We start from the raw sequence: 15,369 nt of genomic DNA, 5'->3' as shown, positions 1-15,369 counted from the left end.
CGTCGGAGGTGGCGCCGATGAACCGCATCGCATTGGGAGCGATCCTGGCACTCGTTCTGACCGGAGTGGGCCTGTTCTGGTGGCAGGGGAGGGCGGAAGTCGAACGCGGCGCGCCGCCGCCGCTCCCGCTCGAGACCGCCGAATTCGCCAATGAACTGGAATTGCCGCAGGCGGTGGTGGGCGACCTGCTGGGTCCCGATCCGCCGCAAGCCACCGAGCTAACCCGCGAGCAGCGCCGTTTTTTCCGCTACGATCGCAACCGCGACCTGAAGATTACCCGCAACGAAATGCTGTCCAGCCGCACCGATGCCTTTCGCAAGCTCGATGTCGATGGCAACAATCTGCTGACTTTCGAGGAATGGGCGGTCGCCACGGTCGACCGCTTCGATGGCGCGGATGCCGATGGCAACGACTCGCTGACCCCCACCGAATTCGCGACTACACGGCCCGCGCCGCGCAAGAGCCCCGCCTGCCGCTGCTAGGCGGGCTCGAGCGCGGCTTCCTCCATCCAGGCCCCGAAATCGGCTTTGGCGCGCGAGGTGTAGGCTTCCTTGCGCTGTTTCTTCTTCACCTCGTGCAGCGGCGGGAAGAGCCCGAAATTGACGTTCATCGGCTGGTAGGTCTCGGCATCGGCATCGCCGGTGATATGCGACAACAGCGCGCCGAAGGCCGAAGTGGGTGGCGGCCCCTGCCATTCCCGTCCGGCCATCTCGCTCGCCGCCATCAGTCCTGCCATAAGCCCGACCGCCGCGCTTTCGACATAACCCTCGCAACCGGTAACCTGCCCGGCGAAACGGATATGCGGCGCGTTTCTCAACCGCAATTGTCGGTCGAGCACCAGCGGCGAATTGAGGAAGGTGTTGCGATGCAGGCCGCCCAGCCGCGCGAATTCGGCATTCTGGAGGCCGGGAATGGTCCGGAACAGCTCGATCTGTGCGCCGTATTTCAGCTTGGTCTGGAAGCCGACCATATTCCACAACGTGCCCAGCTTGTTGTCCTGACGCAGCTGGACCACGGCATAGGGCCAGCGGCCTTGGGGGAATTCGGGGCAGGCGGTGCGCGGATCGTCGAGCCCGACGGGCTTCATCGGGCCGTAGCGCAGCGTTTCGACCCCGCGCGAGGCCATCACCTCGATCGGCATGCAGCCCTCGAAATAGGGTGTGTCCTTTTCCCATTCGCGGAATTCGGTCTTCTCGCCATCCATCAGCCCCTGGTGGAAAGCGAGGTACTCGTCCTTGGTCATCGGGCAGTTGATGTAGTCGCCTTCCTCGTTGGAGGCGGAGTTGCGCTTGTTCCAGCGCGACTGGATCCAGCAGATGTCCATGTCGATGCTCTCGCGATGGACGATCGGCGCGATGGCATCGAAGAACGCCAGCCGGTCCTGCCCGGTGGCCGCGACGATGCTCTGCGCCAGCGACTGCGCGGTCAGCGGGCCGGTCGCGACGATGGTCGGGCCTTCGGAGGGGAGCTGGTCGATCCGCTCGCGCGCCACGGTGACGTTGGGATGCGCTGCCAGCGTGCGTTCGACCTCGCCGGAAAACGCGTCGCGATCGACCGCCATCGCCGAGCCTGCGGGAACGCGCGCCGTCTCGCCCGCGCGCATGATCAGGCTGTCGAGCCGGCGCATCTCGTGGTGGAGCAGCCCGACCGCGTTCTTCTCGTCATCGTCGGAGCGGAAGGAATTGGAGCACACCAGTTCGGCGAGCCCGTCGGTGTGGTGCGCGGGCGTGGTGTCGCCGCTGCCGCGCATTTCGGAAAGGCGCACGCGATAGCCGCGCTGCGCCAATTGCCAGGCCGCTTCGCTTCCGGCGAGGCCGCCGCCGATGATTTGGATGTCGTGGGTCATTGCCGCATTGCCCTAGAACCGCAGGGCGGTATCGTTCAAGGCCTGTCGGTGGGAGGATATGTCGAATGCCAAGACGCGCCCTGAGCGAACACCGTCCCTATCTGCTGCTCAGCCTGCTCGCCGGGATCAGCTATTTCTTCGCGGCTGACAGCGCTATCGGCGGTGCCTGGCTGATGGTGTGGAAGGGCGCCGCAGTCGCCTTTCTCGCGGTCTATGCTGCGCAGCGGAGCAAGGGTCTGGACGGGGCGCTGATCGCCACGGTGATGGGGCTGGGCGCCATCGGCGATGTTGCGATCGAGATCGATCTGATCGCGGGCGGTGCGGCTTTCGCGCTGGCGCATCTGGTGGCAATCGCGCTTTATCTGCGCAATTTGCGGAGCAATCGCGCTGGCAGCCAGAACGCCGCGGCGCTGGCGCTGGCGGTGTTTGCGCCGCTGCTTGCCTGGCTGATCACCCGCCAGTCGCCCGATTGGCCGATTGCGACCGGCTATGCCGCCATCCTCGGATTGATGGCAGCGACCGCCTGGCTAAGCCGCTTTCCACGCTATCGGGTGGGGCTGGGGGCGGTGCTGTTCATCGTTTCGGACCTGGTAATCCTGGGTCGCGAGGGCGGCGGGCTTGACCCGGCGATCGCCGGCTGGCTGGTCTGGCCGCTGTATTATGCAGCGCAATTCCTGATCGTGACGGGGGTGGTGCAGACGCCGCGGCTGGCAAAGCCGGCAAGGTAAGTGAGGCCGACCCGGAGCGGTTTCACTCCGGATTCGACCGACACGTCATCGAGGGCGAATGTCGCATTCGACATTCGAGATATCAGCCGCCCGGCTCGCCCTCGATGTTCTTGTCCGAATGCGCAGTCGTGTGCGGCTCGGTCACCTGCGCCTCGCGATCGGCGATCTCTTCCGCGATCGCTTCCTCGGCCTCGTTCTCCGGCTCCTCGGTCTCGTCGATCAACGCTGCGCCGACGATATGCTCGCCCTTGGCGACGTCGAAGATGCGGATGCCCGAGGATGTGCGACCATAGACCGCGATGCCCTTGTGGTCGTCGTAGCCTCCCGGGACCAGATGGCGGAAATCGATCGGCAGCCGGATCAGCTTGGCCTGATCGGTCACCAGCATCAATTGCGAGCCGTGGCTCACCGGGAAGCTGGCGACCACCGGACCGTTGCGCTCGGGATTGCTCGAGGGCTCGCCGATATTGGTGAGCCCCTGACCGCCGCGCCCGATGGTGCGGTATTCATAGGCCGAAGAGATCTTGCCATAGCCATTGGCGGTGAGCGTGAGGATGAATTCCTCGTTCTCCGCCATGTCCTCGGTCTCGTCCGCGGGCAGGGTGGGTTCGGTCTCGTTGTTCTTCCAGTGGGCGGCGCGCAGATAGGCTTCGCGCTGCTCGGGAAGATAACGATGCCCCTCGAGCACTGCCATCGAGACGACCTTGGCGTCCTTGCGCAGCGCCATGCCGCGTACGCCGATCCCGGTGCGGCTCTTGGTTTCGCGTGCGTCGGAGGCGGCGAAACGGATCGCCTTGCCGGCGTCGGATGCAAGAAAGACTTCCTGGCCTTCGGACAGCAGCTTGACGCCGATCAGCCGGTCGCCGCTGTCTTCGACGAAGCCCATCGCGTATTTGCCGTTCGACGGGATATTGGTGAAGGCATCCATGGAATTGCGCCGCACCATGCCCTGCTCGGTGGCGAAGACGATGTTGAGCGCGCTCCACTCGGTCTCGTCCTCGGGAAGCGGGAGCACGTTGGTAACGCGCTCCTCGTCGCCGAGCGGCAGGAGATTGACCATCGGGCGGCCCTTGGTCTGCGGCCCACCCTCGGGCAGCTTCCAGACCTTGAGGCGATAGACCCGGCCGGTATTGGTGAAGAAAAGCACGGGGTTGTGGGTCGAAGTGACGAACAGTTCGACGACCGCATCCTCGTCCTTGGTCGCCATTCCGGCGCGGCCCTTGCCACCGCGGGCCTGCGCGCGGAAGGTCGAGAGCGGGGTGCGTTTGATGTATCCGTCGTGGGTGACGGTCACGACCATTTCGTCGCGCTCGATGAGATCCTCGTCTTCCAGTCCGTCCCAGGCCGGAGCGATCTCGGTGACGCGCGGGGTGGCGTAGAGATCGCGGACCTCCTGCAGCTCGTCGCGCAGCACGCCGTAGAGTTTGACCCGGTCGGCGAGGATCGAGAGATATTCCTCGATCGCATCGGCCAGCACCTTCAACTCGCCGCCGATCTCGTCACGGCCGAGCGCGGTCAGGCGGTGGAGCCGCAGGTCGAGGATCGCCTTCACCTGCCGTTCGGACAGGCGATAGGTCCCGCCCGCCTGCTCGGCATCGGGCTCGATCGCCTCGATCAGACGGATATATTGCGCGATATTGCCGATCGGCCATTCGCGCACCAGCAGCTTGGCGCGCGCTTCGGCGGGAGTGGAAGCGCCGCGGATGATCGCGACCACCTCGTCGAGATTGGACACCGCGACCACCAGCCCGAGCAACATATGCGCGCGGTCGCGCGCCTTGTTGAGCTCGAACTTGGTCCGCCTGGTGATGACCTCTTCGCGGAAGGTGATGAAGGCCTTGATGATGTCGCGCAGCGCCAGCGTCTCGGGCCGGCCGCCGCGAATGGCGAGCATATTGGCGGGGAAGCTCGACTGCGCCGGGGTATAGCGCCAGATCTGGTTGAGCACGACCTCGGGCGAGGCATCGCGCTTGAGATCGACGACCACGCGCATGCCCTCGCGCGAGCTTTCGTCGCGGATGTCGGAAATGCCTTCGATCCGCTTTTCCTTGGCGGCGTCGGCGATCTTCTCGACCAGGCCGGACTTGCCCACCTGGAAGGGGATCGAGGTCAGGACGATCGACTGGCGGCCCTCGCTCTTGGCGCCGCGGGTCGCCTCGATCTCGTGGCGGGCGCGCATCAGGATCGAGCCGCGTCCGGTGGTGTAGGCCGCCTTGGCACCCGCATGGCCCAGGATCAGCGGCGCGGTGGGGAAATCGGGCCCGGGGATGATCTCGAACAGCTCTTCCGAGGTGATCGCCGGATTGTCGATGAAGGCAAAACAGCCGTCGATGACCTCGCCCAGATTGTGCGGCGGGATATTGGTCGCCATGCCGACCGCGATCCCGCCCGCGCCGTTGACGAGCAGATTGGGGAAGCGCGCGGGCAGGACGGTGGGTTCGCGGCGCGAGCCGTCGTAATTGTCCGCGAAATCGACCGTGTCCTTGTCGAGATCGTCGAGCAGCATGTTGGCGACGCGCGCCAGCCGCGCTTCGGTGTAGCGCATCGAGGCGGGCGGATCGGGATCCATCGAGCCGAAATTGCCCTGACCGTCGATCAGCGGGACGCGCAGCGACCAGTCCTGCGTCATCCGGGCCAGCGCTTCGTAGATCGCGGAATCGCCGTGCGGGTGATAATTGCCCATCACGTCGCCGACGATCTTGGCGCTCTTGCGATAGGGACGTCCGGCGACGAAGCCGCCTTCCTGGCTGGCGAAGAGGATGCGGCGGTGGACCGGCTTCAACCCGTCGCGCACATCGGGAAGCGCGCGCGCAACGATCACGCTCATCGCGTAATCGAGATAGCTCGCCTTCATCTCGTCGACGATGTCGATGCGGGTGTATCCGCCGCTTGCGGGAGCGGGTTCGAGAATGTCGGTATCGTCGCTCAAAAGGGGTACTGCTTTTCGGTAGTTGAAAGGGCGTATAGCTGCTCGGAAGCCTAGGCGGGTTACCCTGTAAAAGCCACCAATTGCGGGAACCGGCTCCCTGTCTCGCGCGCTTTTTCCACATGTGGCTGGAAACGCGGGTCCGTTCCGCTTCTGAATGGCGAAAGGAGAAGGTATTCAATCGCTATTCAGCCCGGCTACCGTACCACGGTTTGCAATCGGATAGCAGTCGGGGCATGTGGCCGCCGATGGTGATCCGAACCAGGGTGCAGTTGGCATCCTGTCTTAATTCTTGGGAGTTAACCTTATGAAATTCCGTTCCTCCACCAAGCGAAGCTCTACTCTGGCGCTGGCCTTCGCGCTTGCCGCCGGCACCGTCTTCACCGGCACCGTGCTCGAAACGCCGGCGCATGCGCAGAAGCAGGAAAAGCCGGCCAAGGCCGATTATTCCAAGGGCTTCATTGCTGCCTACACGCCGGTCAACGAGAACATCACCGGCGAAACGCCCGACTATGCCGCTGCCGCAGCAGCCGCTCCCGCAATTGTCGCAGCGGTCGAGACCGCCGACGATCGCCAGGCCGCAGGCAGCATCGTCTACAGCATTGGTGTGAGTACGGAGAACGACCAGCTGATGGTGCAGGGTCTCGAACTGATGCTCGCAAGCGGCAAGGTTGCGCCCGAGCGCATCGGCCAGTTTCACTGGTCGGCCTATCAGCTCAATAATCGCCTCGGCAACACCGCCGCCGCGCGCAAGGCGCTCGAAGGTGCCATTGCGGCAAACTACACTCTCGACGCGCAGCTTACCGATGGCTCGACCCGGACGCTCGGCGCCGAGGACATGCACCGCATGATCGCCGATCTCTATTTCGATGGGGAAGATTATGCGAAGGGCTTCGCTTATCTCGACGAACAGATCGCCGCGCGCAAGGCGGCCGGTCAGACCGTGCCCGAAGCCTGGGTCAAGCATGCTTTCGTCACCGCCTACAACAACGACATGGCCGAGCAGACGCAGGAATATTCGCTGCTCTATGCCACCGAGCATCCCAGCAAGACGAGCTGGGGCGACGCGATCGCGGTCGCGCTCAACAGCACCCGCTTCGAATATCCGGAAATCCTCGACATCCTGCGCCTCTCGCGCCGGACCGACACCTTCCGCGATGGCAGCATGTACACCGAATATATCGAGGCCGCCGACCCGCGCAAATTCCCGGGAGAAGTCCTCGCGGTGATCGACCACGGCTATGCTGCCGGCATGCTGGAACGCAGCGATCCCTATGTGACCGAATCGCGCGCCGAGGCGGAACGCCGGATCCAGGCCGACAAGAACGACCTGCCCGACCTGGCAGCCGATGCGCGCGCTGGGAATGCCAATCTGCTCACCGTCATGGCGGCGGGCGATACCTTCCTGAGCTACGATCGGGCCGCAGAAGCCGAGGAGTTCTACACCAAGGCGCTGACCATGCCGGGGGTCAACACACCGCTGGTGCTGACGCGGATGGGCATCGCCCAGCTCGATCAGGGCAAGCACGCCGAGGCCGAAGCGACCTTCAAGAAGGTGCAGGGTGCGCGCAAGCCGATCGCCAATCTGTGGGCGGTCTACACCACCCAGCAGAACGCCGGCGGCTGAAGCTCCGGCAGAGCAATGAAATGAGCGAGGGCGCGGGACTTGGTCTCGCGCCCTTTTTCGTGCGCCTGCCTGTGCGGGCCTTCAGCGCAGGCGCTTGACGTAGGCCTGCCCCGAGTCGCGCCGTTCGACCGAAAAATTCGGGATCGATTCGATAAGATCGATCAGCCGCGCAAAGCCGTAATTGCGGGTGTCGAAGCTCGAGCGATTGCCTGCGCGCTGGCCCACTTCGGACAGTTTGGCATAGCCCTTGGCGTCGCGCCGGCTGGCGTTGTAGGCATCGACCAGCAGGTGGAGCATCTCGTCGTCGATCTGCTCGTTTGGGGTTGGTTTGCGCTCTTCCTGCTTCTCTGCCTTGATCAGCGCGTTTACGTCGATGAAGCGGCTGCAGGCCTCGCGGAAGGCCTCGGGAGTCTTGGCGCCGCCGAAGCCATAGACCGGGTGGCCGTCCTGCCGGATCCGCATCGCCAGCGGCATGAAATCGCTGTCGCTCGACATGATCCCGAAGCCGTGGACCCGGCCGCGATAGAGCAGATCCATCGCATCGATCGTCATCTTCATGTCGGTGGCGTTCTTGCCCTTGGTGATATCGAACTGCTGCTGCGGTTCGATCCCGTAGCGGGGCATCCGGTCGATCCAGCCCTTGAGGCTGGTCTTGCGCCAATTGCCATAGGCGCGGCGGATGTTCACCTGGCCGAGCTCGGCGAGCACGGTGAGCACGGGGTCGATCCCCGAGGGACTCGCATTGTCGGCATCGATCAGCAGGGCGATGTTGAGTTGGTCGGCGGTAGACATGGCGACGCCCATGCCGCGCACTTGCGCGCCGCGCAAGTCAGTCTGCCGGGGAAAATTCGCCGCGGGTTTCATCGAGCAGATGCAACACGCCGTCCGAGATGGCGAAGAAGGCGCCGTGCACCGCCAGCGAGCCGTCGGCCTCCTTCTCCTGAACGCAGGGGAAGGTGCGCAGGTTCTCGATGCTCTTTTTTACTGCAGCCAGTTCCATCGCGCGCTCGGCCTTGCGCCCGGTGGTTCCCAGTTCGCGCGCAATCGGCTCGCGGACTTCGTCGAGCATGGCGATCCATTGCGCCACGAAGCCGCCCTTGCCGAGCGCATTGCCATGCATGCTCTGCGTCAGCGCCGCCTGGCACCCGCCGCACAGCCCATGCCCCATCACCACGATATGCTGGACTTCGAGAAACTGGACCGCGAATTCGAGCGCGGCGGAAACCCCGTGCTGGCCGGGGCTGGTTTCGAAGGGGGGAACCATCGCCGCGACGTTACGGACCACGAAAATTTCGCCCGGGTCGACATCGAAGATCTGCGCCGGATCGACCCGGCTGTCAGAACAGGCGATCACCATCACCCTGGGCGACTGGCCTTCGCGCAGTTGTTCCCAGCGTGCGTGTTGCGTCTGCCAGGTGCCGGTGCGGAAGCGCTGGTACCCTGCGATCAATTCGTCATAGCTCTTCATGGGCAAACCTCCTGCCGCGCGGCATTGCCTATGGCAAGCGCGATGCCTAGATGGGCGGCAGCATGAACGATCTTTCCACCGCACCCAAGCCCGAGGGCGAACGCCCGGCCCGCCAACGCAAGCCCGACTGGATCAGGGTGAAAGCCCCGACCGGCAAGGGCTATCACGAAACGCGCAAGCTGATGCGCGGGCTCGATCTCACCACGGTGTGCGAGGAAGCCGCCTGTCCCAACATCGGCGAATGCTGGGAGAAGAAACACGCCACGATGATGATCCTGGGCGATGTCTGCACCCGCGCCTGCGCCTTCTGCAACGTCAAGACCGGGATGCCGCGGATCGTCGATCCGCTCGAGCCAGAGAACGTCGCGACTGCCGCGGCGACGATGGGGCTCGAGCATATCGTCATCACCAGCGTCGATCGCGACGATTTGCCCGATGGCGGCGCGGGTCATTTCGTCAAGGTGATCCAGGCGCTGCGGCGCACCACGCCCAACACCACAATCGAGATCCTGACCCCAGATTTTCGCGGCAAGATGCGCGCGGCGGTCGAGGCGATCTGCGAGGCCGGGCCCGACGTCTACAATCACAATCTCGAGACCGTTCCACGGCTCTATCCGACCATCCGCCCCGGCGCGCGCTATTACGCTTCGCTGCGGCTGCTGGAAGAGGTGAAGAGCCACGACCCGCTGATCTTCACCAAATCGGGCATCATGCTGGGGCTGGGTGAACAGCGGCTCGAGGTCCATCAGGTGATGGACGACATGCGCACCGCCGATGTCGATTTCATGACCATGGGCCAGTATCTCCAGCCCACGCCCAAGCACGCCACGGTCGAGGAGTTCGTCACTCCCAAGGCGTTCACGGCCTATGGTTCGATCGCTCGCGCCAAGGGCTTCCTGCAGGTCGCCTCGAGCCCGCTGACCCGGTCGAGCTATCACGCCGGCGACGATTTTGCGGAAATGAAGGCGTCGCGCGAAGCCAGGCTGGCCAAGGAGCGCGCCAGGACAGGCGCCTGATGCCCGGCAGTCGCGAAACCCGCCGGCTTCCCTACAGTTGCGAGCAGATGTTCGATCTGGTCGCAGATGTCGCGCGCTATGACGAATTCCTGCCATGGGTCGTGGCGACAAGGGTGCGGTCCGACAGCGAGACCGAGATGGTCGCGGACATGCTGGTCGGCTTCAAAGCGATCCGCGAGAAGTTCACCTCGCGGGTGGACAAGTCGCGTCCCGACCGGCTCGAAGTCCATTATCTCGACGGACCCTTGCGCGATCTCGACAACAGCTGGACCTTTCGGCCGACCGAGGACGGTGGCTGCGAGATCGACTTCGCGGTGGATTTCACCTTTCGCAACGCGGTGTTCGAGGCGATCGCGGGGCAGTATTTCGACCGCGCCTTTCGCAAGATGGTCGAGGCGTTCGAGCGCCGCGCCGACGACCTCTACGGACGTGAGGCGGCACCGGGCAATGCCTAGGGCAGCAGGAATTCCAGCGCACAGATCGTCGCTTCCTGGCGGATTGCCGCGCGGTCCGGACCTTCGAACAGCCTGAGTTCGCCTTCGGGATCTTTCTGCGAGTCCCGGGTGACCCGGGCAAAGACGACCGTGCCGACCGGCTTGTGCGGCGAGCCGCCGCCGGGGCCTGCGACGCCGCTGATCGCCACTGCGACATCGGCGGTGCTGCGCTCGAGCGCCCCCTTCGCCATGGCCCAGACGCAGGCGACCGAGACCGCGCCGAAAGTCTCGATGATATCGCTCGGCACACCGAGCATCTCCATCTTGGCCTCGTTGGAATAGGTTACGAAACCGCGGTCGAGTACGACCGAGGATCCCGGGATTTCGGTCAAGGCCGCAGCAACCAGCCCTCCGGTGCAGCTCTCCGCCACCACCACCTTGCGCCCCGCAGCAGAGTTCTCCTCGACCACGCGCCGGGCCAGCCGGACGATGGGCTCGGGGAGCAAGCCCTCGGTCACTTCTTGTTCGATCTAGTTTGCATGCAGAGAAGCCTCGTCATTCGCGGATCAGGGTTGCGACGGCCTGCGCGGCTATGCCCTCTCCGCGACCGGCAAACCCCAACCTTTCGGTGGTGGTGGCCTTCACCGATACACGGGTGATGTCAACGCCGAGCAGGTCGGCGATCCGCGCCTGCATGGCGGCACGGTGCGGGCCGATCTTGGGCGCTTCGCAGACCAGCGTAAGGTCGACATTGCCGATCCCATACCCAGCCTCTCGGGCCAGATTGACGGCATGGACGAGGAACCGGTCGCTGCTCGCACCCTTCCATTGCGGGTCGCTGGGCGGGAAATGGCTGCCGATATCCCCGGCGCCGATCGCGCCCAGAATGGCGTCGACGAGCGCGTGCAGGCCGACATCGGCGTCGCTGTGGCCGGCAAGCCCCTTGTCGTGTTCTATCCGGATCCCGCCGAGCCAGAGTTCCTCTCCGGCGGCGAGGCGGTGGACGTCGAAACCCATCCCGGTGCGGATGGCGGGCAGGTCGGTCATGAAATCCTCCGCATAGGTGAGCTTGGCCAGCTTTTCGTCGCCCGCCACCAGCGCGACCTCGCCGCCTGCGGCGCGCAACACCTGCGCATCGTCCCCGGCGGAATGGTCCGCGCTCCACCGGCGATGGGCGGCAAGGATTTCGGCGAACCGGAAGGCCTGCGGAGTCTGGACCCGGCGGAGGCTTTCGCGATCCGCTGCGCCTGCCATCAAGCCGCCCGCGTCGAGCGCGAGGCTGTCTACCACCGGCAGCACGGGGATGGCGCCCGGATGGTCGGTGAGCGCCGCAAGCAGGCGCGCGATGACAGCGCGAGGCAGAATTGGGCGCGCGGCATCATGAATTAATATTTTATCGCAAGTGGTTGCAGGCAATTGCTCAAGTGCATTGGCAACCGAGGCCTGCCGCGTTTCCCCGCCGGTGACCAACTCGACCCCGTCCAGTCCGGCAAGCGCGACCCGCGCGGTTTCGTCGCCACCCTCGGGAATGGCGACCACGACGCTCGTCGCGCCGGCGTCGAGCAGCGCCTCGACCGAATGGCGCACAACCGGTTTGCCGCGCCATTGTGCGAACTGCTTGGGCACCGCCTGGCCTGCGCGCAATCCCTTGCCGGCCGCCACGACGACGGCAGCAAAGGGGGGAAGGGGGGCGGGGTCAGGCATGGCCGGCTACGGCTAGCGGCTTGCCGTTTTTGCTGCAATGCACTATGTCTGCCCAAGAATTAGGCAGATATCCCCATCATGAGCGCGCATCCTCTCCCTCCGGTCCCGCCGAAGCCGATCCAGATCGGCTCCGTGACCATCGACACGCCGGTCGTGCTGGCACCGATGACCGGCGTCACCGATCTGCCGTTCCGCAAGCTGGTGCGCCGCTACGGCTCGGGGCTCAACGTCACCGAGATGATCGCCAGTCAGGCGGCGATCCGCGAGACCCGGCAGAGCATCCAGAAAGCGGCCTGGGACCCGATCGAGGAGCCGGTCTCGATGCAGCTGGTCGGCTGCGATCCGGAATCGATGGGCGAGGCCGCGCGGCTCAACGCCGACCGCGGTGCGGAAATCATCGACATCAATTTCGGCTGCCCGGTGCGCAAGGTGGTCAACGGTCTGGCGGGCTCGGCGTTGATGCGCGAGGTGCCGCTGGCGACCCGGCTGATGGAAGCGACCGTCAAGGCGGTCGATGTGCCCGTCACGGTCAAGATGCGGATGGGCTGGGATCACGACAGTCTCAACGCGCCCGAACTTGCGCGGATCGCCGAGGGTGTCGGGGTCAAGATGATCACTGTCCACGGCCGCACGCGCAACCAGATGTACAAGGGCAGCGCCGACTGGTCCTTCGTCCGCAAGGTGAAGGAAGCGGTGTCGATCCCGGTCATCGTCAATGGCGACATCTGCACCATTGCCGACACTGCCATGGCTCTCGAACAGTCCGGGGCGGACGGGGTGATGATCGGACGCGGCGCCTATGGCCGGCCCTGGCTGCTGGCGCAGGTGATGCACTGGTGGCGCAGCGGCGAAGTGCTGGCGTCCCCGGGGTTCGACGAGCAATATTCGGTGCTGGTCGAACATTACCGCGCAATGCTCGACCATTATGGCGAGGAAGTAGGCGTAAAATTCGCGCGCAAGCACCTGGGCTGGTACACCAAGGGCATGCATGGCTCCGCGGAGTTCCGCAATCGCGCCAACTTTATCGACGACCCCATTGAAGTGCTTGCGGAAATCGAGCGCTTCTACGAACCCTTCCTGCAGCGGCGCGCCGCGTGAAGGACACGATCGAGGCGCCCGATGCGCGCACGCAACTCGCTTCGATCGTCTTCGCCGTCATCCTGCTCGATCCTGCGGGCACCATCCGTCAGGCCAATCCGGCCGCGGAAGAAATGCTTGGGAGCAGCGCGGTCCGATTGGTCGGCCGCTCCTTTTTCGACATCGTCGCCATCGGCGATCGCCGCGTGGCCGATGCCTTGCGCGATTCGGACGGCCAGATGATCGCGCGCGGCCTCGGGATCGAAGTCGGCCGGCGCGAGCGAAGAGCCAATCTCACCTGCTCGCCCGTTGCCGGCGATCCGGGCTGGAGGATCGTGACGCTTTCGGACGCGGGCCAGGAAGACGAGGACCGCGATGCCGAGCGGATCGAATTGCGCGCCCCAACGGTGCTGGCACATGAAATCAAGAACCCGCTCGCGGCCATTCGCGGAGCGAGCCAATTGCTCACCCGCCGCGCGTCGGAGAAGGACAAGGCGCTGACGCAGCTGATTGCGACAGAAGTGGACCGGATCGCGCAGCTGGTCGACCGGATGCAGCAGCTCGGCAGCGCCGCGACGACCGTGTCCGCGCCCTGCAATCTGCACGAGGCCATCCGCAATGCGGTGGCCACGGTGCGGATTTCGCGCGGCAGCGCGGTCGAGACGGTCGAGGAATTCGATCCCTCGCTGCCGCTGGTGCTCGCCGATCGCACTGCACTGGAGCAAATCCTCATTAATCTGATCGCCAACGCCTGCGATGCGAGCGAACGGGTCGCGGATCCGAGGGTCGTGGTGCGGACGCGGTTTACCGGTGGCATGGTCTTCAACGCGATCCGGCTGGGGAAGGCCACCCGCCTGCCGATCGAGGTCAGTGTGATCGACAACGGCCCCGGAATCGATCCATCCTTGCGCGATCATGTCTTCGAGCCCTTCGTCTCGAGCAAGCCGCACGGGCAGGGGCTGGGCCTCGCGCTGGTGCGCAAGCTGGTCCGCGACATGGGCGGACGGATCGCCCATGAACGAGACGAGCGTGCGGGCCTGACGCAGTTTCGCATCAACCTGCCGATGGCACAAAAGGGGGAGGGCGAGTGAACCGGAGCGTGTTGATCGTCGAGGACGACACCGCCATCGCCGCCGTCATCGCGGAGGCGCTCGGCGAAGAGGGCTATGACGTCACCCTGTGCAGCAGGATCGATCGGCGCGACGCATTGCTGGCGGAGCGCAGTTTCGACGTCATGCTGACCGACGTCATGCTGGAGGATGGCGACGGGCTGGCCAGCATCGCCGCGGTCCATGCCGCAGCGCCCGACATGCCGATCATCGTCCTGAGCGCGCAGAACACGCTCGATACCGCGGTGCGGGCGAGCGACAGCCAGGCTTTCGAATATTTTCCCAAGCCCTTCGACCTCGACGAACTGACCAAAGCGGTCGATCAGGCCGCGGCGCGGCGGCCCTCGGAGGGCCCGCAGTCCGATCCGGCCGAGGACATGCCGTTCATCGGTCGCAGCCAGGCCATGCAGGGCGTCTACCGGATGATCAGCAGGGTGCTGCGCAACGATCTCACCGTGCTGGTTACCGGCGAGTCGGGCACCGGCAAGGAACTGGTTGCCGAAGCGGTTCACGAACTCGGCGCGCGCAAGACGGGGCCTTTCGTGGCGGTCAATGCGGCGGCCATTCCGCACGATCTGATCGAAAGCGAGCTGTTCGGGCATGAAAAGGGCGCGTTCACCGGCGCAGTGAACCAGGCGATCGGCAAGTTCGAGCAGGCCAATGGCGGGACGCTGTTCCTCGACGAAATCGGCGACATGCCCGCGCAGGCGCAGACGCGCTTGCTGCGCGCATTGCAGTCGGGGCGTATCCGCCGGGTCGGCGGTCGGCACGACATTGCGGTCGATGTGCGGATCATTGCCGCCACCAATCGTGATCTTGCACCGATGATTGCCGAGGGCAGCTTTCGCGAGGATCTGTATTATCGCCTCAACGTGGTTCCGATTCACATGCCGCCGTTGCGCGAGCGGCGCGAGGACATCGCCGCACTGGCGCGCCATTTCCTGGTGCTGGCCGAGCGCGAGGGCCTGCCGCGCCGGTCGATTGCCGAGGATGCCGTTGCGGCGCTGGCCGAACGCGAATGGCCGGGCAATGTCCGCGAATTGCGCAATGTCGTGTTTCGGCTGGCGCTAATCGCGCGCAACGAGACCATCGATCGCGCGATCGTCGACGAGAACCTGCCCGATGTCCGCACGGAGAACGATTCCGGTCCGGATGGTGGTTTCACGAGCGCACTGACGGCATGGCTGGCGGGGCGGTCGGTGCCGTCGGGAACGCTCTATCACGCCGCGCTCGCCGAATTCGAGAAGCCGCTGCTTGAATACGCGCTGCGCGAAACCGAGGGCAATCAGGTCCGTGCCGCGCAGCTGTTGGGGATCAACCGCAACACCTTGCGCAAGAAGATCGGCGAGCTGGGAATCGAGCCCGATCGCTACGCCCGTCGCCGCTGACGCGCGGACTACCGATTAATAGCTTGCATAATGGCCACAGTGTCGT

The 15,369-nt window shown here is 64.9% G+C and carries 14 protein-coding genes; 8 read left to right on the top strand and 6 right to left on the bottom strand.

What is annotated here, in order from left to right; translation table 11 throughout:
• Positions 1 to 17 precede the first annotated feature (17 nt).
• Positions 18 to 482 (top strand): hypothetical protein, encoded by a 465-nt coding sequence (locus ACWIKC_RS07085; RefSeq protein WP_454599406.1) that lies wholly within the window; start codon positions 18 to 20, stop codon positions 480 to 482.
• On the opposite strand, the gene trmFO is transcribed toward ACWIKC_RS07085, so the two are convergent.
• Positions 479 to 1,846, bottom strand: coding sequence for a methylenetetrahydrofolate--tRNA-(uracil(54)-C(5))-methyltransferase (FADH(2)-oxidizing) TrmFO (gene trmFO, locus ACWIKC_RS07080; protein ID WP_454599405.1), 1,368 nt, complete (start codon positions 1,844 to 1,846; stop codon positions 479 to 481). The two genes, ACWIKC_RS07085 and trmFO, sit on opposite strands and share 4 nt — an antisense overlap.
• 65 nt (positions 1,847 to 1,911) lie before the next feature.
• Here trmFO and ACWIKC_RS07075 point away from each other — a divergent pair, with 65 nt between their 5' ends.
• Entirely contained in the window at positions 1,912 to 2,574 is a 663-nt protein-coding gene (locus ACWIKC_RS07075; protein WP_454599404.1) for a lysoplasmalogenase family protein, read from the top strand.
• 82 nt (positions 2,575 to 2,656) lie between these two features.
• On the opposite strand, the gene gyrA is transcribed toward ACWIKC_RS07075, so the two are convergent.
• On the bottom strand, positions 2,657 to 5,503 hold the full coding sequence (gene gyrA, locus ACWIKC_RS07070) for a DNA gyrase subunit A (RefSeq protein WP_454599403.1): 2,847 nt from the start codon (positions 5,501 to 5,503) through the stop codon (positions 2,657 to 2,659).
• 304 nt (positions 5,504 to 5,807) lie between these two features.
• On the opposite strand from gyrA, the gene ACWIKC_RS07065 reads away from it, so the two are divergent.
• Positions 5,808 to 7,127 carry a hypothetical protein gene (locus ACWIKC_RS07065; protein WP_454599402.1) on the top strand — a complete coding sequence of 440 codons (1,320 nt, stop codon included), beginning with the start codon at positions 5,808 to 5,810 and terminating at the stop codon, positions 7,125 to 7,127.
• Between the two features lie 81 nt (positions 7,128 to 7,208).
• Here ACWIKC_RS07065 and ACWIKC_RS07060 read toward each other — a convergent pair whose 3' ends face one another.
• On the bottom strand, positions 7,209 to 7,919 hold the full coding sequence (locus ACWIKC_RS07060; protein ID WP_454599401.1) for an NYN domain-containing protein: 711 nt from the start codon (positions 7,917 to 7,919) through the stop codon (positions 7,209 to 7,211).
• 37 nt (positions 7,920 to 7,956) lie between these two features.
• Complete coding sequence (locus ACWIKC_RS07055) at positions 7,957 to 8,595, bottom strand: carbonic anhydrase (RefSeq protein ID WP_454599400.1); 639 nt, start codon at positions 8,593 to 8,595, stop codon at positions 7,957 to 7,959.
• Between the two features lie 62 nt (positions 8,596 to 8,657).
• On the opposite strand from ACWIKC_RS07055, the gene lipA reads away from it, so the two are divergent.
• Both lipA and ACWIKC_RS07045 read left to right on the top strand, forming a co-directional pair.
• Positions 8,658 to 9,611 (top strand): lipoyl synthase, encoded by a 954-nt coding sequence (lipA, locus tag ACWIKC_RS07050; protein WP_454599399.1) that lies wholly within the window; start codon positions 8,658 to 8,660, stop codon positions 9,609 to 9,611.
• Positions 9,611 to 10,066 (top strand): type II toxin-antitoxin system RatA family toxin, encoded by a 456-nt coding sequence (locus ACWIKC_RS07045; RefSeq protein ID WP_454599398.1) that lies wholly within the window; start codon positions 9,611 to 9,613, stop codon positions 10,064 to 10,066. The genes lipA and ACWIKC_RS07045 overlap by 1 nt, the downstream gene beginning before the upstream one ends.
• Here ACWIKC_RS07045 and ACWIKC_RS07040 read toward each other — a convergent pair.
• Together ACWIKC_RS07040 and ACWIKC_RS07035 are read right to left on the bottom strand one after the other, a co-directional pair.
• A complete protein-coding gene (locus ACWIKC_RS07040) occupies positions 10,063 to 10,563 on the bottom strand; it encodes a CinA family protein (protein WP_454599397.1) in 501 nt (166 codons plus the stop codon). The two genes, ACWIKC_RS07045 and ACWIKC_RS07040, sit on opposite strands and share 4 nt — an antisense overlap.
• A 37-nt stretch (positions 10,564 to 10,600) precedes the next feature.
• The gene (locus ACWIKC_RS07035; protein ID WP_454599396.1) at positions 10,601 to 11,749 is read right to left on the bottom strand and encodes a bifunctional 2-C-methyl-D-erythritol 4-phosphate cytidylyltransferase/2-C-methyl-D-erythritol 2,4-cyclodiphosphate synthase; all 1,149 of its coding nucleotides are present in this window, start codon (positions 11,747 to 11,749) and stop codon (positions 10,601 to 10,603) included.
• A gap of 78 nt (positions 11,750 to 11,827) precedes the next feature.
• Here ACWIKC_RS07035 and dusB point away from each other — a divergent pair, with 78 nt between their 5' ends.
• The 3 genes from dusB to ACWIKC_RS07020 are packed head-to-tail and all read left to right on the top strand — an operon-like array spanning position 11,828 to position 15,323.
• Positions 11,828 to 12,847: a tRNA dihydrouridine synthase DusB gene (gene dusB / locus ACWIKC_RS07030; protein ID WP_454599395.1), complete on the top strand. Its 1,020-nt coding sequence runs from the start codon at positions 11,828 to 11,830 to the stop codon at positions 12,845 to 12,847.
• Positions 12,844 to 13,917 (top strand): two-component system sensor histidine kinase NtrB, encoded by a 1,074-nt coding sequence (locus tag ACWIKC_RS07025; protein WP_454599394.1) that lies wholly within the window; start codon positions 12,844 to 12,846, stop codon positions 13,915 to 13,917. The genes dusB and ACWIKC_RS07025 overlap by 4 nt, the downstream gene beginning before the upstream one ends.
• Positions 13,914 to 15,323: a sigma-54-dependent transcriptional regulator gene (locus ACWIKC_RS07020; RefSeq protein WP_454599393.1), complete on the top strand. Its 1,410-nt coding sequence runs from the start codon at positions 13,914 to 13,916 to the stop codon at positions 15,321 to 15,323. Before ACWIKC_RS07025 ends, ACWIKC_RS07020 begins: the two co-directional genes overlap by 4 nt.
• Positions 15,324 to 15,369 lie beyond the last annotated feature (46 nt).

The organism is Qipengyuania sp. SM2507 (assembly GCF_053714505.1).
Note: the sequence above shows the minus strand (reverse complement) of the source record. Positions and strands in the feature narration are given on the sequence as shown.

What these genes read in the sequence shown, in the direction of transcription:
- ACWIKC_RS07085 (WP_454599406.1), top strand. Translation starts at nt 18, where the DNA reads ATGAACCGCATCGCATTGGGAGCGATCCTGGCACTCGTTCTGACCGGA.
- trmFO (WP_454599405.1), bottom strand. Translation starts at nt 1,846, where the DNA reads ATGACCCACGACATCCAAATCATCGGCGGCGGCCTCGCCGGAAGCGAA.
- ACWIKC_RS07075 (WP_454599404.1), top strand. Translation starts at nt 1,912, where the DNA reads ATGCCAAGACGCGCCCTGAGCGAACACCGTCCCTATCTGCTGCTCAGC.
- ACWIKC_RS07065 (WP_454599402.1), top strand. Translation starts at nt 5,808, where the DNA reads ATGAAATTCCGTTCCTCCACCAAGCGAAGCTCTACTCTGGCGCTGGCC.
- ACWIKC_RS07060 (WP_454599401.1), bottom strand. Translation starts at nt 7,919, where the DNA reads ATGTCTACCGCCGACCAACTCAACATCGCCCTGCTGATCGATGCCGAC.
- ACWIKC_RS07055 (WP_454599400.1), bottom strand. Translation starts at nt 8,595, where the DNA reads ATGAAGAGCTATGACGAATTGATCGCAGGGTACCAGCGCTTCCGCACC.
- lipA (WP_454599399.1), top strand. Translation starts at nt 8,658, where the DNA reads ATGAACGATCTTTCCACCGCACCCAAGCCCGAGGGCGAACGCCCGGCC.
- ACWIKC_RS07045 (WP_454599398.1), top strand. Translation starts at nt 9,611, where the DNA reads ATGCCCGGCAGTCGCGAAACCCGCCGGCTTCCCTACAGTTGCGAGCAG.
- ACWIKC_RS07035 (WP_454599396.1), bottom strand. Translation starts at nt 11,749, where the DNA reads ATGCCTGACCCCGCCCCCCTTCCCCCCTTTGCTGCCGTCGTCGTGGCG.
- dusB (WP_454599395.1), top strand. Translation starts at nt 11,828, where the DNA reads ATGAGCGCGCATCCTCTCCCTCCGGTCCCGCCGAAGCCGATCCAGATC.